Below are 25,527 nucleotides of genomic sequence, written 5' to 3'. Positions count from 1 at the left end.
AATGCACACTTCGTAATTGAATCTATCCTTTTCCCCTTCTTTTTCTTGACTTTATTGTGCTATGTTAAACTTGCACAGTATGAAGCTAAATAAGTCTTTTAGTAAATTTAATGCATAGTTCGGGGGGGGGATGGATAAATCAGTCGTAATATCTTCTGGTGAGAATATTGATACATCAAACTCTGTCGCTCATGAAAATTCTGATGAGTATCCAAACGCACTTCTACTTGTTGCTGAAGGTGTGGCGGTTTTTAATGATAAAATGGAATTGCTGCCACTCATCTCCGACTTTCTTACCCACTACAGAAGTGATCATAGTGATTACTCCGTAAAAACCTACGCAAACAACTTACGTTATTTAGTTAAATATCTGACTACGTATGATGAGTATCACATTGGTTCGAAACGAGACGATTGTTTGTTGACTGTACATGTAACTGAAATTCAGAAATATTTTAATTATTGTAAAAGTGATAACAACAAGGATGGTACAAAGAAACAGCCGATAAGTGGAAAAACAATATCAAACAGAGACGCTACTTTTGGCAGATTCTTCTCTGATTTTCTATGTAATCCTCCCTCTGGCTATAAACTCATTAGACAAGAAAATCCTTATGAGAATGGTAGCCTAACAGTTGGGGCTAAAGAGTCGCTAATTAAGCCTGCACTTTTTACAGATATTGAAGCCTTGATTCGAGTTGCTAATCATGAAAGAGAGAAAAGCCTCATTCAATTCATGTTCGACTCAGGTGTTCGTAGACAAGAAGTAGAAGATATATGCCAAGAAACAATTTCACAATTATCGAGTGTAGCTCGGAAAAGTATAATCGAAGATGAATACACGTTCAAAATACCTAGCGAATATGTCGCAATGGAAATTAAGGGCAACAAAGGGCGAGGAAGGGAAGCTAAATTCCGAAATACAGTTGTTTCAAAAGAGACTATCAATAGAGTTCAAAGATATCACTCAAGCATCGAATATAAAAAACACAAGCGAAAGTGGGGAAGCAATCCTGTTCCTGCCTTCTTAAATGAAGAAGGTAATCCTTATACTGCAAGGGCTGTTAGTAAACTAATAACAAAGCTATCTAAAAGAGCGTTAAAACTTGGGTTAATCAAAGCCCTACTATCACCACACAAAATTCGACATGGTTTTGGCGCTATGATTCTAAATTCTGAGGATCTAGGTAAGACAAAGTTGGACAGGCTTTTACTGTTGCAACAGTGCCTTGGGCATGAATCTTTAGACACAACACAAAAGTATACAAAAATACCAGTCGGGGTGTGGGAAAAATTTGTAGATCGCAATGGTGTGGAACTCAAAAGATATCTGTTGATGAGAAAACTAACGGATAGAACCAGAGTTAAGAAAGGAATGGTGAAATGAAATATGAGGAATACAGAAGGCGTCTACTGAATTGGTGGCAGTCATTGACGGATGAGCAAAAAATGGTGCTCCCAACCGCAAACAACACCATCGACCTGCGTGATCTCTTTAGTGATGCGCCGATAAGCTATTACACAATACGCAGAAACCTAAAAGAAGATGTTAAGAAGATAGAAGCAGAGCTTAAGGTGTTAGGTGTTTTGTTCGATGTTGATGCATACAGAGAACGTTTGCTTAATTGGTGGCAGTTGTTGTCAGATGATCAAAAAAAGGGACTCCCAACCGTAAATAACACCATCGACTTGCGTGATCTATTTGGTGGAGTACCTTTAAGCTATGGTTCGATACGTCAATACCTGCAAGAAGATATCAATAAGATAGACGCAGAGCTTAAGGCATTAGATGTTTTATTCGATGTTAAAGCATACAAAGATCGCCTGCTCAATTGGTGGGGGGCGTTGACGGATGAACAAAAAAAGGCGCTTCCAACCGTAAAAAACACTATCAACTTACGTGATCTATTTGATGGTGCACCGATAGGGCATGGTGCGATACGTCAATACCTGAAAGAAGAGATTGATAAGATAGACGCTGAACTTAAGGCGTTAGGTGCTTTCTTCAATGTTGAAATATGTAGAAAGCGCCTGCTCAATTGGTGGGGGGCGTTGACGGATGAACAAAAAAAGACGCTTCCAACCGTAAATAACACCATTGATTTGCGTGATTTTTTTAGTGATGCTCCGATAAGCTATTACACAATACGTAAAAACCTAAAAGAATATGTCAAGAAGATAGATGCAGAGCTTAAGGCATTAGGTGTTTTATTCGATGTTGAAGCATACAGAGAACGTTTGATTAATTGGTGGGGGGCGTTGACGGATGAACAAAAAAAGACGCTCCCAACCGCAAGCAACACTATCGACTTGCGTGATCTATTTGATGGAGTACCTTTAAAATATGCTTCGATACGTCAATACCTACAAGAAGACATCAAGAAGATAGACGCAGAGCTTAAGGCATTAGGTATTTTATCCGATGTTGAAGCATACAGAGAACGTCTGATTAATTGGTGGCAGTCGTTGACGGATGCTCAAAAGAGGGTGGTCCCAACTATAAACAACACAATTGATTTTAGAGATCTATTTAGTGATGCACCGACAAGCTATTACACAATACGCAAAAACTTAAAAAAAGATGTAAAGAAGATAGATACAGAGCTTAAATCATTAAATATTTTATTTGATTGTGAAGCATACAGAGAGCTTCTCCTCAATTACTGGCAGTCTTTAACGGATGAACAAAAGAAGGCTGTCCCAACCCAAAAAAACACAATTGACTTGCGTTTTCTATTTAGTGAAGCACCGATAAACTATCCCGAAGTACGCAAACACTTAAAAGAAGATATCGAGAAGATAGTTGCAGAGCTAAAAACATTAGGTGTTTTACTCAATGTTGATGAAGAGGTGGTTGCTACATTGATGTGTGGCTTTATCTCTGAATGTAAAGCTAATCCAGACTTGTTATGGGATATTGAGCTAACATCTCATATGGTCTTACACTCAAAGGTGGTAGCTGGAGATCCTGACAGGTACTTTGAGGAATTTGGACTTGTTTCTAAAGCATACTTGATGAACAAGTTTTCGTGCTCATCCAAAAGTCTTGATAAGCCTGCTTTGCTTGATCTTAGAAAACAGCTTAACCAACTGCTGTTGAATTATGAAGTATCACTTCCATACCGTCAAATCAAAGATAGTAGTCATGCTGTCGGTCATGATCTTAATAATCGAAGAATGTTCCTTCAATGGAAAAATAGCTTAACGTATGAAGAAAAACAGGCACTTCCAATGCTTGGAAATACAATTAAGCAAGAAGCATTCAGTAACGTAATTCCAACCGAACATGGAGCAACGAAACGTCCATTACTAAAAACTGAATATCAACGTTTCTCAAGGGAGGTTGCTGAACTCAAAGGCATCAGCACCTGTTACAAAACAGTTAAAGAACGTGAAGCAATACGTAAAGAAAATGCTTTAAACAAAGAAGAAAGCAAGTTTTTGGCATTTATCAAATTGCGGTATAAAAAACTGGTTTCCATTGATGACTTTAGCTCTAAAAAGGGGGGCTGCAAGGATGTGCAGCATGCATTTGCAGTTGGATCTTTAAAGGCTACATCAAAATCAGGAATCATGAATTACTATATCGGATACAAGCATTATTGTGACTTCTTAGAAAGTAAAGGGGGCTCGCCTGATAGCAGTTATAGAGCTAGCTTTAACTCATGGTCTCTGAAAGATTTTAAAGAGTATTTAGGCGATAAAATTGCTGAAACTGCGCTATCGACATCATCTGCAACCACAATATTATCGGCGCTGCGAATGACGTTGAACAAATTGAAAAAAATTCGAAATTTCGAATTCAGTTATTACCCTGCCGACGGATTTGAAATCGTCAGAGAATCTATAATATATAAGCCATACTCACCTAATGAACGAAAGCAAATACACGAAATGCTAGAGCAGGAAATGGTGTTAGCTAAAAAGAAACTAGCCCCATACCAAAAATTAGATAGAAAGAATGCCGATCTTGATGATCCAAAGATCCAAGCAAGGGTCATTTTTGAAGATGATTGTAACTGTATAATCACCTACAATGGCTCTAGGGGAAGGGCAGCAAAAGATCGTATAAAAGGACATAATAAACTTATAAATTTTGTTTCTGCAAGAAGGATTTCTCTAGTTGAACTTTACAAAGAATGGGGGGTGTTAACTCGGAAAGTGATAAGTCGTGATATCGGCGTGTATATATTAAAAATGGCGCAAGTTCTGGGTATGAATTTAAATTCCATTCTTGACCTAGAATTGGATGATTACCAAGAACACCATTCACTTACTAACAAGCCCTGCTTAACCTACTGGAAAGAGCGTTCAACAGGGGAAAAAATGTTACATCTAGACTTATTTCATGCTGATCTGCAATGGCTAACAATAAGCCAGAAGCACTTTGTTGAAAAGGTGTTTGATGAAGTTACTCAATTGACTTTGGAGACAAGAAAATATGCGCCAGATGAAATATCAAACAGGCTTTTTATAACATTTCACAAGAAAGTTACTACGATAACCGAAAACACTATGCCTCAATTATACTCTGAACTGATCGATGAATATCAGCTAAAAGATGATAATGGTGAACCGTTGACGCTCACTACAACCAGATTCAGACCCACCCTCGTGAGTGAGTTAATCGAAGCTGGCGTATCAATAAGAGAAATTCAATATATGTTAGGACACTCTTCCATTTTTACAACAATAGGTTACATTGATAAATTAGAACTTGATAGGGTCATAAGAGGTAAAGCAAGAAAGGCAATAGAAGACATTTATAGTAACACTGTTCACGCAAGAGAACAGGATTCTAGTAAGAAACAACCGCGTAGATTTGATGAAAATCAGATTATCATGAAAACCCCTTTAGGGGGCTGCAAAAACATATTTGATCCACCCGACTTTATTAAGAAATCATCTTTGTACGTTAAGGGAAAACCCTGTTCTCAATACAATAAGTGCATATCTTGTGACAATGTGATGCTGACAGAGAAGCATCTTCCTGAACTATTTGCGATGCAAAGAGACTATTTGGCATCACTAGAAAGTAGTACCGTTATCAATACGCCCTACCATATCGTTGTGCTAGAAAATATCTCACTGCTTGACGATATTTTGAATCCCGAAACTTCGGAGTTTGAAGAAGATATTTTGATACAAGCGAAAGAAGACTCGTTATTTATTGAAACTACTATATTGGATAACTAGGGGCGTTAACAATGGAACAACAAAATATAGATCACTTGGAGAAAATAAATCAATATTGGCAAGAGGTTTTTTCCAATCTGTTAATTTTGAACAATATTAATAATGATAAAGTTAGTGGTGAGGTTATACCATATATCGCGCAACTTGCTCTTTTGCCAGTATCCAAGAAGAGCATTTTTAGCGATATGCTGTGGGATTACGATTGGGATACTCGAAATCGAGCTGCCTCAGTTACATTAACACGCGTTCAGCTTGATTTTGTCAAATATCAGCACATACCGCTCGGTGTGATAACCGAAATTAAGTGCCTATTTTTAGCAGTTAAAGCATCCCCAAAAGATTTTGGTCATAGAAAAAACGAAATAAAGCCTCATACTTTGATTGCCGTATTCCAACTTGGACTGGTATTTTTGAATTTTGTTTTTTCTGAAATGGAGAGACTACTTGGCAAAGAGTATGTGCAAGAGCAGTGCAGTAAACTCTCTGGAATCACCTTGCTGGATTTTGAAGAGGCAGCAAAAAAGACCACGTTGAAAATATCAAGCGAGAAAAGAACACAAAGTAGCTATAAAACTTTTTTTGACTACTTAAATACTCATAAAGCAAAAGATGAAATCGGTATCGAATGTAACGCCGATTATGGTGCAATAAAAAAAGCGTATGAGGAAAATTCTAAGAAGAGTAATTATAAGAAAAAAAAGAAGCTCCCCTATCTTGAAACAAAAGAGTTCGATTTAGCTCTCAAGAAAGCTTCATTTAATGTAGTGAGCTTCTTAAAAGCTGTTGGTGAAGAAGAGAATGATCCTGTTATGGCTAAACATTACCAGACGCTAGCCACAAAGTATGAAGAGTTCTCATACTCAAAACAAGAATTCGAGGACTATGGCGCTTATCGTTTACATCGTAAAGGATACTCACTGGCAGATATCAACACTATTTTCCCTGATAACCAAGTAGCAAAATTTGATTCCAGTATAGAACCAACTAATGCAATGGTAGAGACAAAATATCGGAAAAAATTTAACTATATCGGACCTCTCAAAATTGCAATTAATAAAGCGTTTTATTCGGCGCTATGGGTTATCGGCTCCCTCATGGGAGCAAGACCAAATGTGTATTCGGCTTTGAAGATTGATGACTGTCTGGATTTGAAAGACAACACTATAGTCTCTGAAGAGCACAAAGGGCGAGATAATCGTTGGAATTTGTTTAATGATCGTTGGGTAGCGATACCAATCATGATCGATGCAATAAAAGTAGTTGAGTTGATAGGTGGTAAGGTTTTTCAGAACACATATGTGTTTGGAAATATTTTTACATTAAAGCCAGATGAAATAAACACACCTATGACAGCCCTTTCTCAGGCTATTAAAAATGGTTTTCAGGCTTTCACGGGACGATCTCCAGATGATATTAACAGCAAACTCAATGGGTATGTATTCAGGCACAGTTTAGCGCACCAAATGTATCGAGCAGATGTCGGTTTACCAGTCATTTCTTACCAACTCAAACATGTAGTATCGATAACAGATGCGCTCGCACGTAAAGGTAAAGTTAGTCAAACAACACTCGGGTATGGGGGGATAGCTAATCAATTAACAACTGTTGATAGCAAGTCGTTAAATTTAAGGCATATTGCTGAATTAGAAGCGGTTAAAGCCAACTTTGATCCTCACGGTAAATACATGGGTGGAAAAGCCGAGGAACACCTTTCTAAGATCAAAAAATTCTTCAATGGTTGCATGGAAGCGGGCTATACAGAAGAAGAAATATATGAAGCAATGGTTGAACAAGGTTTGGCAATCATCAATGTGGGTAGTGGTTATTGCTTCGGCGGAGTCGAAGACTTCGATGAGACCTTGCCATGTATTGGTAGTTTAAGGTGTAACCCTAACCGTTGTCGCAATGCCATAGTAACCAAAGCAAATGCGCCTAAATGGCGAGAAATATACCTTTCTAATTTAAAATTGGTCGGTGCTGAGGGATACGAAGATAGACAAGATCAGATTGGTGAAGCTATAGACGAATCGAAAAGGGTTTTAGAATATTTGGGCGAGGAACTGATCTGATGGCTGAATATGATAAAAAAAATCAAGAAGTTTACGATGAAAATACCGATAAAATCTGGTCTGCATTGGATGCTATAAGGCAAGATAAGAAGCTAAAGGCAACTAAAGCTCAAGTGGCTACGTTAACTGGACTTCATCGTAATAATTTTGGTGGTGAAAGCTCAAGGGCTTGGGTTAGTTCTGAGCTTGATCTAATTAAACAGCAACGACAAGAAGAATCAAAGCGCACCCAAATAACTAAAAAACAACAAGAAAAGAACTTGCAGGAGTTACTTGATCAGTCAAAGCTAGAAATTTTACATTGGTTCACTAAATACTCAGAGTCAGAAAGAGAGTTAAATAAATTAAGAACACGCTCTAAACGTGATTATGAAAGTCTCGAATGGCATAAAGCAGCTATCGAAAAAGAGCGGAAAGCCAAAAAATTGCTTGAGGAGAGGATTGAACTATTGGAGAGCTTATTAAATGAGGAATCAGTGAAGAATGGAGCTTAACGCCCCATAACTGTGACTAAACTAAACCGAAAATGGGTATTTGATTGGTTCGTGATGTCGGTAGTCAACCACTTCGAAATCATCGATTGTCACCCACGTTTCCAAGTCCTCTAGTGACTTGATATTAGGGTTGATAATGAGCTTAGGTGGTGCGTAAGGCTCTCTCTTAATCTGCTCTTTCATTAGCTCTAGTTGGTCTTCATAGATATGAGTATTGACGATCTTATGGAACGCCTTGCCAGCCTTTACCCCTGTGATCTGAGCTGTGATCTGAAGCAGCCAAGCCACTTGAATTTGGTTGAATACTAAGCCAAGAGGGACGTCACAACTGCGTTGAGTGCTGTTTAAATATAGGATATCACCGAGTAGTGAAAAGTGGTGGCTATACATGCAGGGACGCAAACATCCGATGTGGAATTCGCCTGGGTTGTAAAAGTTAAGGATTTCACCTCGGTCATCAATGCCTTTACTTAGATGCTCGATGATCTTTTTATATTGATCGACAAAACCACCATCAGGTTTTGACCATTTACGTCCCTGAACGCCGTATACACGGCCCATATCATCTTCACCTTTACGGTGCGGGTTATTAAGCCAGGCTTCATTGAGGTTGGCGTTAGCGTCCCAAGTCTTGGTTCCTACTTTTCGGAAGTCAGCAGCGTTGTCATACCCACGTAAGTAGCCAAGCATTTCTGCAATAGCGCTTTTCCAAAAAGTTTTTCGTGTTGTTACTAGAGGAAATTCATTAGCGGCCATATCGTATTCTAAATCCGCATTAATAACAGTTAAACAGCGTTTTCCTGTTCTTTCGTTCTTAATCCAAATTCCTTCATTGATAACTCGCTTACACAAGTCTTCGTACTGGCTGTGTTTACTATTCATTATATTTACCAAGTGTCTTTTCTGTTCATAATCATATTATCACATTTAGAACTTATTCTACTATGCGTCAATAAAAGGTTAGGAAGTGATAATTTGAGGCACAGTAACATAAAATATAGGGTGATGTTACTGATCTTCCCTCAAATATGGATTCAAGATAATCAGAACGGTTATTCGGAGTTACAGTCCTTAGCTAAAGCAAACAACGAGCATTACGACTCCCAAAAAGTTGAAGATATACTGCTAGCTTTAGATATTGCCTCATTGTTCGCTAATGCAGGTCTTAGCGAGAGTGATTATCGCCAGCTAATGGTGACGCCGTTTGTGGATGAATGTGTTCATTTAGTAATGAAGGGGATCAAAAACCTGAAATAGTAATGGTTAAATCAACCATAATAGTACCTTATCAATCGTGATTTTTTGTGATAGCAAGTTTTTAAGAGTGACTTAGTGTGGTGGTAATCTCATTTTAGCCATACTTTTGTAATGCGAACTATATCCTTTTAAGTTTTAACTCTAAGCCATTTATGTCCAGGGGGAGGTACTAGTAAAGCTACCAGCATTGTTTTTGTAGCAAACTCAAATAAAGCGACTCTAAATTAGGGGCGAATTTTTGGTATGGCGAAATGACGTTGCGAATAGTCGATAGTTTAAGGAAAAAATTGATAAAGGTCTTGCCAAGAGCAGAGTTGTTTTATCGCAATCATTTACCAAAAAGGTTGGACTAACTATGAGTTAGATGGAATGGTTACAAAAACTGTTTAAATACTATTGAACTTAGCGTTTATTATATTTTTGCAATATTTATTTGGCGACGCTTTTAAACGAATAACCAAACGAAGTACGCTATCTTAATTAGCAATAAAATAACGCTTCTATATTCGCTCCCAAAGCTTCAGCCAATAACTCCACTTCAACATCAGTAACACGCCTCACTTTAGCCTCAATTTTTGCCAAAGTTCCTCGGCTTATATTCCACTCTAACAAATTACATCTCGCTGCTAATTGTTCTTGAGTCCAGTCATTTTTTTCTCGGATTTTTCTAACATTCTTACCAACAATATTCATCGATTTTTTGCTCCGTTATCAGAACTTGATTGTCACAGAGAAAAATCCTAGAATTGCTCCGCTATCGGAGCGTGTTGAATTTGGTATGATAAAACTTATGAAAAATATAAAAATGAATGTTCTTCTTACTAAGATTTTAGAAGATGAAACATTTGATAAATTTACAGTAATTAATCTTAGAGATAAGTACCTGCAACATTCACAGGTATCTCTGTGCTCGATTGAAGCTCGTAAATATGTTTATAAACATATTCTGAGATTGGTTAAATGTGGTGTGTTAAGTAAAAGTGGTAAAAAAAACTCACACAAAATAATGTACAAAAAAACTGATTTATTTAATGAAGTAAATTTTATTTCTGGGGAATCTTCCCCTCCAAAGAAAGATTCCTATAAAAAACCTTTACTAATACCCAGTGAAAAAATTCTAGAAAATTCTGCAATAGAAAAATTGAAAGAAACCTTAAATGAATACAAAGTTGACATGATGTCCGCTATTGGCGAATCGGAAGAATACATCCGTTTATTAGACTCTGTTCCTGAAATGAAAGAGCAACTTAGTGAGAAGTACCACCTAGCTCGTGATAAAAGCTCAAAACTTTTAGGAAAAATAAAAGCTATCCAAACAATCATAGCGATTCAATCGGAAGCACAATGCAATTAAGAAAATGGCAAGCCGAGAGCATTAAGTTAGCACTGGATCATTATCAAGAAATCAGTAAGCATTTTTTATGCTTAGCCACACCAGGAGCAGGAAAAACCGTAATGGCGGCTGAAGTGGCTGCAAAACTATACGAACAAGATAAAATTGATTTTGTTCTTTGTTTTTCTCCTTCAAGTACAGTATCTCAAAGTATCACTTACACTTTTACTAAAAGGTTTGGCGCTCGATTTGATGGTGTGATAGGTGCTATTGGTTGCTCTTATACTTACCAAAATATAATGTTTTTTAAAGAAGATTTTTGGCAATTGCTTAAAAATAATCGCGTATTGGTCGTGTTTGATGAAATCCATCATTGTTCAGGATCTTCACTGGAAAATGCAAATGCATGGGGTGAAGAAATAATTCAAAACATTCAACAGCAAGCAACGTTTACCCTTGCGTTAACAGGCACACCATGGCGATCTGATAATGCACCAATAGTTTTATCGAACTACAGCGATCCTGATGGGTTAATTCAGTGTGATTATATCTATGGTCTAAAAGATGCGGTGCAAGATCGTGTTTGCCGGATACCTACCTTAGTATTAATCGATAACGAAAAAATATCTGTTACAGATGAAGATAACCAAAAGAAGGTATTTACAGGTCTTCAAGAGTTATTAAATCAATCAATCGTTTCGTATCAGTCAGTTATTACTAATGATTATGTAATGAAAGATATCCTCAAGCGAGGGTGTGATAAGTTAAAGCTAATACGCAGCTGTAACCCCAATGCAGGAGCGCTAGCCGTAGCATCATCCGTAGAGCACGCAGTTCAAATTATTAAACTACTTCGAGAAACATTTAACCAGACAGCTGTTTTGGTGACCTATAAGCAGGTTAAACCATCTGAAATTATTGATCAATTTAGGTATTCCAATACTCAATGGATTGTAAGTGTTGGAATGGTATCTGAAGGCACGGACATTCCCCGTTTACAGGTTTGCTGTCATTTGAGTCGAATAAAAACAGAATTGTATTTTAGGCAAGTATTAGGTCGCATCTTACGAATTAATGAAGCACAAAATCAAGAAGCATGGTTATACACCTTTGCCGAAAAAAAACTTTCTGAATTCGCTAATCGTATCAAAGATGATTTACCTGATTACAATGTTGTTATTAATGAAGATTTTTCCATTGAAGAATTTGACAAGTCAGGTACCACTCGTAAAAAAACAGAGCAATTAAGAGAACAACCATTTGAATGGGATGAACCGGCAAATAATGAATCAACTGATTTAAATAATTCCGAAAAGTCCTTCGCAGATCAAAACTCAAACGTATTTCAACATTCGATTGAAATGCTCGGCATGTTCAGAGAACAAATTATTGCAACGTTTGAATCTCCTCTTTGATTTTATTGAGCGGAAAATACAGAGTTAGTACTATCTTCCTCCTACATCCCATCATAAAGCGTGCTCAATTTCATGTAAAAGACATCTAAAATCATGCATAATACAACTCATTGAAGCTTAAGCGATTTGGTGGTTTTATTTCATGCAGACAAAGACAATTAAAAAATCAAACCTCACTGAAACAGATATCATTACAAAATTCATTCTCCCAAGCATAAAAAATGCAGGTTGGGATGATATGACGCAAATCCGCCAAGAGGTGAAACTGCGTGATGGTCAAGTGATTGTGCGTGGTCAAATCGGTATGCGAAAAACCGTAAAATCGGCTGATATCGTACTCTACCACAAACCTAATATGCCACTGGCTGTCATTGAAGCCAAAGCCAATAAGCATGATGTTGGTAAAGGGATGCAACAAGGGCTAGATTATGCGCGTCTGCTTGAGGTGCCATTTATCTTTGCTTCCAATGGTGACGGTTATATTTTTCATGATAAAACCAACCCTGCGCAGTTAGAAACTGAAATTAGTTTAGAACAATTCCCAACGCCCACTGACTTATGGAATAAGTATTGTGTCTTTCGAGGTTTTAGGGAGGAGCAGCTACCACTCATTACCCAAGATTATCATGATGATGGCAGTGGCAAATCACCACGTTATTATCAGCTTCAAGCGATTAATAAAACCATAGAAGCAGTATCTCGTGGTCAGAAACGTATGTTATTAGTGATGGCAACGGGGACAGGTAAAACCTATACCGCTTTTCAAATTATCTGGCGTCTATGGAAATCGCGGCAAAAAAAACGCATTCTATTTTTAGCTGACCGCAACATTCTGGTTGATCAAACCAAAACTAATGATTTCCAACCCTTTGGAGAAGCGTTAACCAAAGTCACCAAGCGCACCGTTGATCCCGCCTATGAAATTCACCTTGCACTGTATCAAGCACTAACAGGACCAGAAGAAGAGCAAAAGGCATTTAAGCAAGTCGATCCTGACTTCTTTGATCTGATCATTATTGACGAGTGCCACCGTGGTAGTGCGGCTGATGACAGTGCATGGCGCGAAATTTTAGAATACTTCAGCGCAGCAACGCAGGTTGGTTTAACGGCAACGCCTAAAGAAACAGAAGAAGTGTCTAATATCGATTACTTTGGTGAGCCTGTATATACCTACTCATTAAAAGAAGGAATTGAAGATGGTTTCCTTGCTCCCTATAAAGTGGTGCGCGTTGATATCGATGTCGATCTACAAGGGTGGCGACCAACAAAAGGTCAGACAGATAAAAATGGTGAACTGATTGAAGATCGCATCTATAACCAAAAAGATTTTGATCGCACCTTAGTGATTGATGAGCGTACTCAGTTAGTGGCTGAGACCGTAACCAGTTATCTAAAACGTACCGACCCCATGGCAAAAACGATTATCTTTTGTAACGATATTAATCATGCCGAGCGTATGCGCCGTGCTTTAGTGAATTTAAATCCAGAGCAGATCGCTAAAAACGAAAAGTACGTCATGAAGATCACGGGTGATGATGAAATCGGTAAAGCGCAGCTTGATAACTTTATTAATCCTAAAAAAGCTTATCCGGTGATAGCCACAACCTCTGAATTAATGACCACGGGGGTTGATGCTCAAACCTGTAAACTGATCGTGCTTGATCAAAATATTCAATCGATGACTAAGTTTAAACAGGTTATCGGTCGAGGTACGCGCATTAATGATAAATACAATAAACTCTGGTTCACTATTTTAGATTTTAAAAAAGCAACTGAACTGTTTGCCGATGAAACCTTTGATGGCGAGCCTGTACAAATAATGGTACGAGCGCCTAAAGAGATTATCGAGGGTGATGGTGATATTGAGACTCCGCCAGAACATCCCGATGACGAAAACACGATAACAGAAAATCCTCCCTCAGATTATGACGCACAAACGGATGGGACAACGGATGATCAATTACCAATCAACAACGATGATTGGGGTGAAATAACCGATGATGATGAAGAAAAACGTTTTATTAAGTTTCATGTCTCTGGTGTGACCGTTAAAAAGATGGCCGAGCGTGTGCAGTATTACGACACCGATGGTAAATTAGTGACAGAATCATTTAAAGATTACACCCGCAAAACAATGGGCAGTCAGTTTAGTTCGCTAGACGAATTTGTTAAACGTTGGAATACGGCAGATCGCAAACAAACCGTGATCGATGAGTTAGAGGAGGTAGGGATTATTTGGGAAGCATTGACCCAAGAAGTAGGAATGGAGCTCGACCCCTTTGATATGATCTGTCATGTTGTCTATGATCAACCTGCATTAACTCGCAAGGAACGAGCAAACAACGTTAAAAAGCGTAATTATTTCACCAAATATTCTGACACAGCACAAACCGTGTTAGATAATCTTCTTAATAAATATGCTGATGTTGGTGTGCAAGAGATTGAAAGTATGCAAGTGCTTAAAGTTCAGCCTTTTAATCAAATTGGCAGTCTCAGTGAAATTATCAAAAAAGGCTTCGGTGGTAAATCACAATACGAGCAGGCAATCAGTGAATTAGAAGCGGAAATTTACCAGCCGACACAGCAAACCGCGTAATTTAACATACAAAATAAACGTCTAGTGTGTTGTTAACTAGCAACATACTCGACGATCATACAATAATTAAAGAGAAGTTTATGTCAGTCAGTTCAGCAATCAAATCCATTCAAGATATCATGCGTAAAGATGCCGGAGTCGACGGTGATGCACAGCGTTTAGGGCAAATGTCCTGGTTATTATTTCTCAAAGTATTTGATGCCCAAGAGGAAGAATTAGAACTGGAATTAGATAACTATAAAGCACCGATCCCAGAGCAATATCTATGGCGTAGCTGGGCACAAGATGCAGAGGGTATTACTGGTGAAGAGTTATTAGACTTTGTTAATGATGATCTTTTCCCAAGTCTGAAAAATATAACGGCACCAATTGCGCTTAATCCGCGTGGTCATGTAGTCAAGGCTGCATTTAGTGATGCCTTTAACTATATGAAAAACGGTACGCTATTGCGTCAGGTGATCAATAAACTCAACGAAATAGACTTTACAGATTCTAATGAACGGCATCTGTTTGGTGATATCTATGAGCAAATATTAAAAGACTTACAAAGCGCAGGAAATTCGGGCGAATTTTATACCCCCCGCGCGATCACGAAATTTATTGTTGAAGTCACCGATCCAAAATTAGGAGAGACAATTATAGATCCCGCCTGTGGTACGGGTGGCTTTTTGGCTTGTAGTTTTGATCATGTAAAAGAAAACTACGTAAAAACCACCGAAGATCACCAAACACTACAGAAGCAAATCCACGGCGTAGAGAAAAAACAGCTGCCACACTTGTTATGTACCACCAATATGATGCTTCATGGTATTGAGGTTCCCGTACAAGTTAAACACGGCAATACATTAAATAAACCGCTGTCCAGTTGGGAGCAAGAATTTGATGTGATCGTTACTAATCCACCCTTTGGTGGCACCGAAGAAGATGGTATCGAGAAAAACTTTCCAAGCGAGATGCAAACCCGTGAAACGGCAGATCTATTCTTACAGCTAATTATTGAAGTACTCAAAGACGGTGGTCGTGCAGCCGTGGTTCTACCCGATGGCACGCTATTTGGTGAAGGTGTTAAAACCAAGATCAAAAAAATGCTGACCGAAGAGTGTAACTTACATACTATCGTGCGTTTACCAAACGGTGTATTTAATCCTTACACAGGCATCAAAACCAATATCCTGTTTTTCACCAAAGGCACACCGACGAAAGACGTTTGGTTCTATGAGCACCCGTATCCAGAAGGCGTGAAAAACTATAATAAAACCAAACCGATGAAGTTTGAAGAGTTCAGCACCGAGCTTGATTGGTGGGGTAATGAACAAGATGGTTTTGCAAGCCGAGTTGAAAACAATCAGGCGTGGAAGGTCTCAATTGATGAAATCATTAAGCGTAACTTTAACCTCGATATTAAAAACCCTTATCAAGGTGAAGTGATCAACCATGATCCGCAGGAGTTATTAGCCAACTACAAACAGCAGCAAGCGGAGATCAGTGAACTGCGCAATCAGCTTAAAGATATCCTTAGTGATGCGCTTTCATCATCGAACAGTTCAATAGAAAGTAATGAGGCTAAATAATGGCGATTGAAAACCTTATTACTGACAATATCAATACCTGGACTGCGGCGATCAATACAAAATCAGCAACTGGGCGTGGCTCAAGCAAAAAAATAGAGCTATATGGCATTAAAAAACTGCGTGAGCTCATTTTAGAATTAGCCGTGCGAGGTAAGTTAGTGCCGCAAGATCCTAATGATGAGCCTGCATCAGTTTTGCTTGAGCGAATAGCTGTCGAAAAAGTACTATTGGTTAAAAATAAAAGAATAAAGAAACCCAAAAAATTACCAGTAATAACAGAAGACGAATGCAAATTTAACTTACCTATTGGTTGGAAGTGGTGCCGATTAGGCGAAGTCGTTGAAATAATTCGAGGTATTACTTTTCCTGCAAGTGCTAAAGAGTTTACACCTTCAGGTGATAATATTGCTTGTTTACGTACTGCAAATGTACAAAAAAATATTGATTGGGATGATTTGATATATGTCAAAAAATCATTCATAAAGCAAGAGGAACAGAACCTAGAATTTGGTGACATAGTTATGTCCATGGCAAATAGTAGGGAGTTAGTTGGCAAAGTCTCGTATACACATTCGATTCCAACTATTAAGGCCACCTTTGGGGGTTTCCTTAGTGTCATAAGGCCTTTTGAAATAGACTCTTCATTTTTAATGACCTTATTAAGAACACCGAATATTCGTGAAACGCTCATAGGAAGTGCCAGTCAAACAACAAATATCGCTAATATTTCACTGGAAAAACTTAATCCCCTAGTGATCTCCATTCCCCCACTAGCTGAACAACACCGTATCGTTGCTAAAGTTGATGAACTGATGGTGCTTTGTGATCAGCTTGAACAGCAAACAGAATCAAGCATTGATGCCCATAAAACCTTAGTGGAGGTGTTACTGGCCACCTTAACCGACAGCAAAAATGCTAACGATCTAAATCAAAACTGGGCGCGTGTCAGTGAGTTCTTCGATACCCTGTTTACCACAGAGAACAGCATCGACCAGCTGAAACAAACCATCCTGCAACTCGCCGTGATGGGCAAACTTGTCCCGCAAGATTCAAAGGATGAGCCAGCTTCAAAACTACTGGAACGCATCGCCGCCGAAAAAACGCAGTTAATTAAAGACAAGAAAATCAAAAAACATCCACCTGTAACTCCCATAGGAGAATTGAAAAATATCCCATTATCATGGCAAAGTATTGTTGTTCAAGATTTTGCCGATATTAGGCTAGGTAGTACCCCTAGTAGGCATGAAGCAAAGTACTGGAAAGGTAATATACCGTGGGTATCATCTGGTGAAGTTGCAAATAATATAATAACTGACACAGCAGAAAAAATTACTGAGGATGGTTTTAATAATTCAAGTACAACAATTATTCCTTCCCGTAGTGTACTAATGGCAATCATAGGTCAAGGTAAAACTAGAGGACAAACAGCTTTACTTGGTATTGATGCTTGTACAAACCAAAATATTGCTGCATTTGTTTTCAATGAAAAATATGTGATTCCAGAGTACGTGTTGTTGTGGGCGCAGAGTAAATATGAATCCCATCGAAGAGGGGGACATGGAGGAGCACAACCTGCATTGAATGGCAAAAAAGTTAGAAGTTTTGCTTTCCCTCTTTCCCCAACTTCGGAGCAAAAACGAATTGTAAGCAAGGTTAAAGATTTAATGGATATTTGTGAACAACTAAAATCACGAATAAGCGAAGCTCAACAAACCCGGCTTCACCTTGCTGATGTAATTGTTGAAAAGGCTGTTTAATAATGCGTTTAAATTCTATTTTTATAAGTGAATACAAAAACTTAAAAAATCTAAATCTAGATTTTGAATCAGCGTCATTTTTAGAACTTTTTGTTGGTAAAAATGGTTCTGGGAAATCTAACTTTTTTGAGGCTTTATTAGATATATTCCGACATATATATGAAGTCAAAATAAAAAATAGAACAGAACCTTTTGCTCCCAGTTTTGCGTATAAATTAGGTTACAGTATTAATGAGCAATATGTTTATTGGGAGTACGACCAACAAAAATTATCTTCTAATATAGATGGGGGTGATATTAACTACTTCCCTGACAATGTGTTGGTTTATTATTCAGGACAAAACTCAAATATTTCGGGATTATTAGATAAATATGAACGTAATTATCGTAGAAATATTGATAAGGTAGAAATTGACGATAGCCGAATATTCATTGGTATTGGAACAGAGTATAAGCAACTTTTATTATCCTTAATTATTTGTTTGCCATCAGATAATCAAGCAAGAAAATTTGTTTTCGAGAAGCTTGGATTACGCGAAGAGCAAACGTCCATTACTCTTAAGCTTAAACGGCCACGAAAAACTTATGCAAAAGATGTAACAATAGAAGAGTTTGATACGAGAACCCATTATTGGGGGCTTAAAGCCTTGCCAAAAGAGTTCGTAGATCGCCTACAGAAATGTATCAGGGGAGAGTTTCAACATAGAGATATCTATAACGGTGTAGAGCGGCATTATGAACTTAAGATTGATATTACGTTGTTCCAAGAGGAATTCTCAGGCTTAGATTCAGCAAGTTTATTTGGTATGTTTGATAACTTGAAGACACTCGAAATGTTAGATGATATTCAAGCAGATTTGATGCTTACAGACGGTACGGAAATTGATTTGGATTTCTTTAGTGATGGTCAATTCCAGTCAGTTTATATTTATTCGTTAACAGAGATCTTTAAGTCAAAAAACAGTATTACATTGTTAGATGAGCCTGATTCATTTTTACACCCAGAATGGCAATTTGATTTTCTTTCACAAATGGAGAGTATTTCTGATCCGGCTGCATCAACCAATCAAGTGCTTATGACTAGTCATAGTGCCGCAACTCTAATGGCGTCGTCGAAACCTACACTTAATAGTATTCAAAAAGCAGAAAATGGTGATTCTGAAATTGTTACAATATGTAAAGGGGATGCAATTAAAGCTCTGTCTGGAGATAAAATATTATTAGATGAAAATGAAACGATAATGAGTATCTCGACATACCTTAAGAATTCAGACCAACCAGTATTGTTTACTGAAGGAATTTCAGATGAGTACATATTAGATATTGCTTGGAAAAAACTCTATCAAGATGAACCAAGGCCATTTTGTATTCACAATGCATTTGACCGACAGTTTCTAAGAAATTTGATGTCTCGTGAAGAGCTTAGACAAAATCATCCGGAAAGAAAGTTTTTTGCTCTTTTTGATTTTGATGAGGCATTTGATGATTGGAATGGAATATCCAAGAAAGGGAAAGATATCGAGGTTGATCCTTTTAAGGGGCTGACTAGGCAATTGAAGTTTAAAAACGTAATGACTAACCAGTTCGCTATGTTATTACCAGTGCCAAACATTGCCGCTGTGAAAAAACAGGTTTTACAGGAGGATAATACTCCTTGGGGTAAAGGTTCTGACTCTCATATGGCTGTGGAGCTACTTTTCTATAAAGAAGATTTATTAGATATATATTTTAAGAAAGAACAAACATCTTGTGGCGGGGAGCGAATCGTATTTAATAGCAATAAAGTCCAATTTGCCCAAGATTATGTTCCTCAATTGGAAGAGCATGCCTTTGAAATTTTCAAACCTATGTTTGAATTAATCAAGTCAATTATTGCTGAGGATGAAAATGTTGAGGCCGCTTAAGAACAACTTCTAATGACGATTTAGAAGCATATTTCATCTTAAAAATTTAGGGTTATTATTGGTGAATTATGTATGTAATTTCAGTCCTTGTTATGCACAAATGTAATTCAATTTTTTAGCTAATAACGTGAGAATAGACTTAAGGATAAGAATGAACATTCAATCAAAAGTGAAATTTCTTTCTTCAGACGTAAAAAAAGATAATGTTTCAGGTCGCAGAGAACCTTTTGAAATTGATTTAAATAATGAAGATGAAAACGATGAATTAAAACTATTCTTTCGTTTTATTAATAAAATTCTCGATATCGATAACTTAGTAATATTAGCTGGTTCGGGTACATCTTTGACATTTAATAAGCCAAACGTAGAACCACCAATAGCACCTAGTATGTGGCACTTGTGGGAATATTGTCGTTTAGCAGATGAGCAGTTATTTAAGCTCGTACTTAAGGCGACAAAGTACGATGATTTGCAACCACTTAAAGAAGATAATGGCAGTGCTAAGGCTGATATTGAGCTTTTGTTATCTCTATGTGATTCATCTCTAGCTGTTGGGAATTTGTCAAATGCGAGAACAAATCAAGTAACAAAATTCTTAGAGCAAGCCAAGCAAATAATACTCGATAAAACTAATTTTACTGATTTAATCCCCCTACCCGCCGAATGGATAAGCCATGATAAATTTATTCGTGCCGTTGGACGAAGAGGAGCTCAGCAACAGAGGTTAAAACTCTTCACGACTAATTATGACTTAGCATTTGAACATGCTGCATCAAATACAGGGTTTGTTGTCATAGATGGTTTTGAATATTCAAATCCTTCCTATTTTAATCCGATGTGGTTTAACTATGACATAGTGAACAGAGCGCAATCATTAAGTAGTGAAGGTGCATACCTTCCTAATGTTTTTCAGTTATACAAAATGCACGGTTCTGTTGATTGGCGAAAAGTGAATGGTAGGATCAGGAAAATATCTGCGGATAGTACAACTGGCTCTCCTGTTTTTATTTATCCCAGCAGCAGCAAGTACCAGACCTCATATGACTCACCATATTTAGACATGATGACATCATTTTTAGATGCAGTTAAAAAGCCTAGAACAGGTGTGCTTTGTTTAGGTTTTGGTTTTAATGATAAACATATCAATAATGCTTTAACGATGGCTTTACGAACTAACCCTGAGTTTATGTTGATGGTAGCGACTAAAGATCCTTTTAATGAAAATGGTTCTTTTAATAGTGAGATTAGACAGTTGCTGAAGTCGGCAATAGATCATGGTGATGGTAGGATAGCGATTTTAGATTCAACCTTTGAACAGTTTTCAACTTTATTACCAGAACGAAGATCAAAAAGCCCTGAAGACGATCTATTCAAGTTATTTGAAAATCTAGCTGCAAAAATGAAATAAGGTGATGATATAAATGGACTCACAAGAATGGTTTTCACCTTACGACTCTACAAGAAGAATCGGTAGTGTCATCAATGTCTCTGCGACTGAAATAATTGTTAACTTGTCAAAAGCGGGTTCTGGTGAGCCTAGTTGGTCATTTGGTAATAGAATTGCCGCCGGAGAAGTAAATGAGTTTGTTTTTATAGATGTCGGTGAGACAGCAATATTGGGACGTTTAGTTAAAGTCTGGATTGAAGGTGGTGAACGCCTCAGTGTGGATGGGTTGGCAGACAAACCTACTGAAAATCATCCCATTGGATTAGTTCAAATATTAGTTAGTCTAAACCCTTCAAATGGCCTGAATTACAAAGGTATAAAACAACACCCTCGCTTAGGCAGTCAGATTTATTCTGCACACCCATATTTAGTATCATTACTTGCAGAAGGTAAACAGGATGATTTGATTAATCAGATTCATCTTCCTTTAGCTAATTTGCCCCATGATGACTCGGTCACTATTCATGTTACACCGGAAAAACTTTTTTCACGGCACTGTGCGATTTTAGGTGCGACAGGGGGCGGGAAAAGCTTTTCAATGACAAACATTATAGAGCAAGTGCAAAAAGCAGGTGGTAAAGCGATTATAATAGATCCAACTGGTGAATATAGCTCATTACCTTGCTCGAGTTATTATGTTGGCGATCACCCAAGTGCAACCGCAGAAAATAAAGTCACTTTCCCACATTGGCAATTTACTGATTCAGATATTCGAGCTTTCTTAAGACCATCGGCACAAAGCCAAGCTCCAAAATTAGATGCAGCAATTGAAAGTCAGAAAGTAGTTACTCAATATTATCAACAACCAAACCATGGATTAACTATGACGCCTAATTGGCTTTTAGTTAAATCTGGTCAACCTAAATTACCATTTGAAAATTCGCTATTGGCTATGAATGGCTTAATGCACAAGACTCCTTGGAACTTCAAAAATATTGCAGATCAAATAGTAAATGAGTGTGTATGGCCTAATGGTGGATATGCAAATAATCCAGATCAAACTATTTGGGGAAATCGTGCTGATAATGATGTTGGGCATTGTCTTAATCTTATTTCTAGAATTAAAGCTTATGCGAGTAATCCTAATTTGAAATGGATGATAGATGTTGCTCCGGCGCTTACAACAATTCCAAATTTAATTGATAATTTTTGTTCTCCTCAAAGTAATAAAAAGGTAATTCGCTTAGATTTATCTGAGGTTCCTTTTGAAGCAAACTCGCGTGAAATATTGGTTAATGCTATTGGTCGAAAACTCTTGTCAGCCGCAAGAAAAGGTTTAATTAACCATGAGCAACCTTTATTAGTATTTATCGATGAAGCACATCAATTTCTTAATAAAAAAGTTGGTGAAGATACAAATCGATTTGAACTTGATGCTTTTGGTAATATTGCTAAAGAGGGGCGTAAATACGGCTTGAATACTGTAATTGCCACTCAAAGGCCACGCGACATACCAGAAGATGTACTGAGCCAAATTGGTACGCTGATCGTTCATAGGTTAACGAACCAGTTGGATCAAGACATTGTTAAAAAAGCTGTTGGGGCAATAGACCAACGTTCAGCTTCTTTTTTGCCTGTGTTAGGGCAAGGTGAGGCACTACTTCTAGGTGTCGACTTTCCATTCCCGATGACAGTAAAAATGAAAAAACCAGATAATGAACCAACATCTAAAAGTGCAAGCTTTTCAAGTAGCTGGAGAATTTAGAATGGAGATTGAATTGATAAATGGTTACATTTGGAGTTACGGAAGGAAAATCAAGGCTAACAATTCATTGTAATGTTAATGATATTTCAATCGCTTATAAAAAATTGGGTGCAATGATCCACGACTTTATGGTAGTGGTAAAAATTACAAACCTTACTGTTTGTAATGTAACGGATAATCATGAGCAGCATATTGCATTTAATAAGAAAGTTGAGTCTCTTTTAAAAGCGTAGCTAAATAGGTCTTACGGATATGATGGGCGCTAAGACTACGTACAGCCTGTTCAAAGCGCGTTCTTGTGCCAACAATGTGAAGTTCAAGTTCTGAACGCGTGATCGCTGTATATATCCATGCTCTGTCCTGCATCTTAGTTTTCCCAAGGGCAACAATCACCCGTTTGAACTGCGATCCTTGCGCCTTATGCAAGGTAATGCAATAACCTGCATCTAGAGAGTCTAAAAGCGATTTAGTTAATGGTATATCTGCACCATTATCATCAAGCCGCACAATACCAAGGCTATTATCTGTTTGCTTAATGGATATTAGTTTGCCAAGGCTACCGTTCTGCACACCTGCTTCATAGTTATTTTGAGTAAACAACACGGGATCATTTAATCGCAGATCTGTTGTGAATTGATCGCCATACTCCATAAATTTAAGAATAGGGTTCGTTGCATTCAGTTGTGTTTGGCACTGTGTATTGACTTCAAGGGTGGTTTTCTTGGTCGCCGCGATAACTCTACTTTCGCTCGGATTTTGGCGATATAATTCGACACAGGTTTCAGTAACACAATCAAGCGCAACTTCATGGAAATGGATATTACCAATGGATAGCTCAGAAGGTACTTGTCCCTGACACACTAGACGCGAATACTCTGGAATGCCCGTTGTCGCATCTTGTCGCTGCACAATATCCAGTTCGGTAGTCGTGATCACACCTGATTTCACGATATCAGCAAGGATCAAGCCTGCGCCTATTGGTGGTAACTGATTCGGATCACCGACAAACAAAAACCTTACGCTTGGATTAGTGTGAAGCACTATGCGGTACATCGTACCCAAATCAACCATACTTGCTTCATCAATAACCACAATACACTTAACATCATCCTCAATAGGATCATCTCTTAAGAATCGGGCTATTGTTGACGTTTCAAAACCGATACTTTGATGTAAACGCATGGCAGCCCTGCCTGATAGTGCAATCGCCTTTATATCATATTCAAGAGCGTGATATCCCCTCAATACAGTACGTAATACAGTTGTTTTTCCTGTACCTGCGCCACCTGTAATGCATGACACTCGCCTATCTAATGAAAAGCGGACGGCATCTACTTGTTTTTCAGCTAAAGGAAAGGGTAACTCTTGAGTTGCTATATCGTAAGCCGTCAAAAGGGCTTGGTTTGTAGCATAAGAAGGTTGTTGAGCCAGTTTAAGTAACCGCTTAGCTACAACTTTTTCCATGATCAACAAAGAGGTATGATGATAACTACCGGTTTCGGGATTGAGAATGTAAGTATGCTTTGAATGACCACAAACCAATGCTTTATTGGTCAATTTGGTATCTTTCAATAAGCCTTGTACAACGGGTTTAATATTGTTTTGATATGCAACGGTATGACCGCCTTTACTCGCGTATTTTTTAAGAGCAAACTCGACGGCAGCTACTAAGCGTCTTTCATCCTCAAGTGTAACGTCAAAGCTCGCCTGTGCAATGCAATCTACTTGTTCAAAACTCATACCAAACGTGATCAATAGATAAGGATTCGCTTTAATCGCATCAATGGAACTTCCTTGATGGAACTTAAATAACCTGTGCTGAATTTGCGGTGATATTTTTCGGTCAGCAAACCAAGTGGCATACCTTAAATTAGCGTACTTTTCATAACCATCAAACAAGCTATTAATGGCTTTGTCAGTAAGTATTCCACTAAGTTTACTAGTATTTCTCGCGCCCAAAACAGGAAATATGCCTGAGCCAAAAGTAGACCAAAGTTCTCTCGCCTTGACCTCTCCAATTCCTTTGAAAGCAGCTTCTTTGGCAATAAAACGGATAAAACTTTCACCATCATGTGGCAAGGTTACTTCAAGTTTTTCTGGTTCGATAAAATGTAGCTCAGTGATAATAAAATCGCCGTGTGTCGCGTTACGGGATTCCATAACACCCGTAATACGCCAATGCTGACCAGTGACAGGTTCCATAGGCAAAATATCAGGCTTGGTTTTAACAACCACAATACATTTTGCAGTTTTAGCTTTGAAGCTACCAGCCTGTAGTGGAACACCACTAAAACAAACCCATTTTTTATCATATTGATACACACTGGTAACACGGAAATCCATTTTAGTTATCATACATCGATTCCCATTTCTAAAAGCACTTCTGAAAGCTCTTCAAAGCGTTTCAAACGGGCTGCTAGCTCTAAGACCTTCTGCTCCAACTCTGCCACTCTTTTGGCTTCCCTGATACGTTGAGAAGCTGTTTTATCGTATTGCTTAGGCTCTGCTTTAGTAATTTTCGCTTTTTCACTAAGTTGAGGTAATACATTCCGTGCTCGCAAATCATCCTCAAGTGTTTTAAGGGCTGATTTTATTTGCGGATTTTGATTAAGAGCTGACTTACCAAAGCCACACGCCTTCGCAATTTCACCACGATTAAGACCGCCACGGAAAACAATTTGTCTAAACCCATCATCAGTCATAGTCGCTTGCCAGATGATAAATGAACTTAGGTTTTCGGTTGCTTTTTGTTGTCCGTTAGCCATTAGTTACCTCACTTTTGA

Annotated in this window: 17 protein-coding genes; 13 read left to right on the top strand and 4 right to left on the bottom strand. The window is 38.0% G+C overall.

The window, feature by feature from the left end:
* Positions 1-130: 130 nt before the first annotated feature.
* From AC0L3W_RS12280 to AC0L3W_RS12265, 4 genes are read left to right on the top strand one after another with little or no spacing between them, the layout of a single operon-like run.
* Positions 131-1,387, top strand: a complete 1,257-nt coding sequence (locus tag AC0L3W_RS12280; protein ID WP_409438750.1) for a tyrosine-type recombinase/integrase — start codon at positions 131-133, stop codon at positions 1,385-1,387.
* Positions 1,384-5,196, top strand: coding sequence for a tyrosine-type recombinase/integrase (locus tag AC0L3W_RS12275; protein WP_409439629.1), 3,813 nt, complete (start codon positions 1,384-1,386; stop codon positions 5,194-5,196). Before AC0L3W_RS12280 ends, AC0L3W_RS12275 begins: the two co-directional genes overlap by 4 nt.
* An 11-nt stretch (positions 5,197-5,207) precedes the next feature.
* Complete coding sequence (locus tag AC0L3W_RS12270; RefSeq protein ID WP_409438753.1) at positions 5,208-7,265, top strand: hypothetical protein; 2,058 nt, start codon at positions 5,208-5,210, stop codon at positions 7,263-7,265.
* Positions 7,265-7,759, top strand: a complete 495-nt coding sequence (locus AC0L3W_RS12265) for a hypothetical protein (protein WP_409438754.1) — start codon at positions 7,265-7,267, stop codon at positions 7,757-7,759. Before AC0L3W_RS12270 ends, AC0L3W_RS12265 begins: the two co-directional genes overlap by 1 nt.
* A 21-nt stretch (positions 7,760-7,780) precedes the next feature.
* On the opposite strand, the gene AC0L3W_RS12260 is transcribed toward AC0L3W_RS12265, so the two are convergent.
* Complete coding sequence (locus tag AC0L3W_RS12260) at positions 7,781-8,641, bottom strand: thymidylate synthase (protein WP_409438755.1); 861 nt, start codon at positions 8,639-8,641, stop codon at positions 7,781-7,783.
* 93 nt (positions 8,642-8,734) lie between these two features.
* Here AC0L3W_RS12260 and AC0L3W_RS12255 point away from each other — a divergent pair, with 93 nt between their 5' ends.
* On the top strand, positions 8,735-9,016 hold the full coding sequence (locus AC0L3W_RS12255) for a hypothetical protein (RefSeq protein WP_409438756.1): 282 nt from the start codon (positions 8,735-8,737) through the stop codon (positions 9,014-9,016).
* A gap of 480 nt (positions 9,017-9,496) precedes the next feature.
* Here the strand turns inward: AC0L3W_RS12255 and AC0L3W_RS12250 are convergent, their stop codons facing one another.
* Complete coding sequence (locus AC0L3W_RS12250) at positions 9,497-9,709, bottom strand: helix-turn-helix domain-containing protein (RefSeq protein ID WP_409438757.1); 213 nt, start codon at positions 9,707-9,709, stop codon at positions 9,497-9,499.
* Positions 9,710-9,806: 97 nt separating this feature from the next.
* On the opposite strand from AC0L3W_RS12250, the gene AC0L3W_RS12245 reads away from it, so the two are divergent.
* The 8 genes from AC0L3W_RS12245 to AC0L3W_RS12210 all read left to right on the top strand — a co-directional run bounded on the left by AC0L3W_RS12245 (position 9,807) and on the right by AC0L3W_RS12210 (position 22,744).
* Complete coding sequence (locus AC0L3W_RS12245) at positions 9,807-10,370, top strand: response regulator (protein ID WP_409438758.1); 564 nt, start codon at positions 9,807-9,809, stop codon at positions 10,368-10,370.
* The gene (locus AC0L3W_RS12240; protein ID WP_409439628.1) at positions 10,361-11,764 is read left to right on the top strand and encodes a DEAD/DEAH box helicase; all 1,404 of its coding nucleotides are present in this window, start codon (positions 10,361-10,363) and stop codon (positions 11,762-11,764) included. The genes AC0L3W_RS12245 and AC0L3W_RS12240 overlap by 10 nt, the downstream gene beginning before the upstream one ends.
* A 142-nt stretch (positions 11,765-11,906) precedes the next feature.
* Positions 11,907-14,360 carry an EcoAI/FtnUII family type I restriction enzme subunit R gene (gene hsdR / locus AC0L3W_RS12235; protein WP_409438760.1) on the top strand — a complete coding sequence of 818 codons (2,454 nt, stop codon included), beginning with the start codon at positions 11,907-11,909 and terminating at the stop codon, positions 14,358-14,360.
* Between the two features lie 80 nt (positions 14,361-14,440).
* Positions 14,441-15,931, top strand: coding sequence for an N-6 DNA methylase (locus AC0L3W_RS12230; RefSeq protein WP_409438761.1), 1,491 nt, complete (start codon positions 14,441-14,443; stop codon positions 15,929-15,931).
* Positions 15,931-17,688: a restriction endonuclease subunit S gene (locus tag AC0L3W_RS12225; RefSeq protein ID WP_409438762.1), complete on the top strand. Its 1,758-nt coding sequence runs from the start codon at positions 15,931-15,933 to the stop codon at positions 17,686-17,688. Before AC0L3W_RS12230 ends, AC0L3W_RS12225 begins: the two co-directional genes overlap by 1 nt.
* A 2-nt stretch (positions 17,689-17,690) precedes the next feature.
* Positions 17,691-19,592, top strand: a complete 1,902-nt coding sequence (locus tag AC0L3W_RS12220) for an AAA family ATPase (RefSeq protein ID WP_473573298.1) — start codon at positions 17,691-17,693, stop codon at positions 19,590-19,592.
* 151 nt (positions 19,593-19,743) lie between these two features.
* Complete coding sequence (locus AC0L3W_RS12215) at positions 19,744-21,000, top strand: SIR2 family protein (RefSeq protein WP_409438764.1); 1,257 nt, start codon at positions 19,744-19,746, stop codon at positions 20,998-21,000.
* A 13-nt stretch (positions 21,001-21,013) separates the two neighbouring features.
* Entirely contained in the window at positions 21,014-22,744 is a 1,731-nt protein-coding gene (locus tag AC0L3W_RS12210; RefSeq protein WP_409438765.1) for an ATP-binding protein, read from the top strand.
* A 198-nt stretch (positions 22,745-22,942) separates the two neighbouring features.
* Here the strand turns inward: AC0L3W_RS12210 and AC0L3W_RS12205 are convergent, their stop codons facing one another.
* A complete protein-coding gene (locus tag AC0L3W_RS12205) occupies positions 22,943-25,099 on the bottom strand; it encodes an AAA family ATPase (protein ID WP_409438766.1) in 2,157 nt (718 codons plus the stop codon).
* Positions 25,096-25,509 carry a VPA1267 family protein gene (locus tag AC0L3W_RS12200; protein ID WP_409438767.1) on the bottom strand — a complete coding sequence of 138 codons (414 nt, stop codon included), beginning with the start codon at positions 25,507-25,509 and terminating at the stop codon, positions 25,096-25,098. Before AC0L3W_RS12200 ends, AC0L3W_RS12205 begins: the two co-directional genes overlap by 4 nt.
* Between the last annotated feature and the right edge of the window lie 18 nt (positions 25,510-25,527).

The sequence above is a fragment of the Psychromonas sp. KJ10-5 genome, assembly GCF_055808325.1.
The sequence above is the reverse complement of the archived record's forward strand: the minus strand, read 5'-3'. Positions and strand labels throughout refer to the sequence as shown.

Bases quoted from the DNA above. Each gene is read 5' to 3' on its own strand.
- AC0L3W_RS12220 (WP_473573298.1), top strand. From the start codon at position 17,691: ATGCGTTTAAATTCTATTTTTATAAGTGAATACAAAAACTTAAAAAAT.
- AC0L3W_RS12245 (WP_409438758.1), top strand. From the start codon at position 9,807: ATGAAAAATATAAAAATGAATGTTCTTCTTACTAAGATTTTAGAAGAT.
- AC0L3W_RS12200 (WP_409438767.1), bottom strand. From the start codon at position 25,509: ATGGCTAACGGACAACAAAAAGCAACCGAAAACCTAAGTTCATTTATC.
- AC0L3W_RS12260 (WP_409438755.1), bottom strand. From the start codon at position 8,641: ATGAATAGTAAACACAGCCAGTACGAAGACTTGTGTAAGCGAGTTATC.
- hsdR (WP_409438760.1), top strand. From the start codon at position 11,907: ATGCAGACAAAGACAATTAAAAAATCAAACCTCACTGAAACAGATATC.
- AC0L3W_RS12280 (WP_409438750.1), top strand. From the start codon at position 131: ATGGATAAATCAGTCGTAATATCTTCTGGTGAGAATATTGATACATCA.
- AC0L3W_RS12205 (WP_409438766.1), bottom strand. From the start codon at position 25,099: ATGATAACTAAAATGGATTTCCGTGTTACCAGTGTGTATCAATATGAT.
- AC0L3W_RS12215 (WP_409438764.1), top strand. From the start codon at position 19,744: ATGAACATTCAATCAAAAGTGAAATTTCTTTCTTCAGACGTAAAAAAA.
- AC0L3W_RS12240 (WP_409439628.1), top strand. From the start codon at position 10,361: ATGCAATTAAGAAAATGGCAAGCCGAGAGCATTAAGTTAGCACTGGAT.
- AC0L3W_RS12275 (WP_409439629.1), top strand. From the start codon at position 1,384: ATGAAATATGAGGAATACAGAAGGCGTCTACTGAATTGGTGGCAGTCA.
- AC0L3W_RS12230 (WP_409438761.1), top strand. From the start codon at position 14,441: ATGTCAGTCAGTTCAGCAATCAAATCCATTCAAGATATCATGCGTAAA.
- AC0L3W_RS12225 (WP_409438762.1), top strand. From the start codon at position 15,931: ATGGCGATTGAAAACCTTATTACTGACAATATCAATACCTGGACTGCG.
- AC0L3W_RS12265 (WP_409438754.1), top strand. From the start codon at position 7,265: ATGGCTGAATATGATAAAAAAAATCAAGAAGTTTACGATGAAAATACC.
- AC0L3W_RS12270 (WP_409438753.1), top strand. From the start codon at position 5,208: ATGGAACAACAAAATATAGATCACTTGGAGAAAATAAATCAATATTGG.
- AC0L3W_RS12210 (WP_409438765.1), top strand. From the start codon at position 21,014: ATGGACTCACAAGAATGGTTTTCACCTTACGACTCTACAAGAAGAATC.
- AC0L3W_RS12250 (WP_409438757.1), bottom strand. From the start codon at position 9,709: ATGAATATTGTTGGTAAGAATGTTAGAAAAATCCGAGAAAAAAATGAC.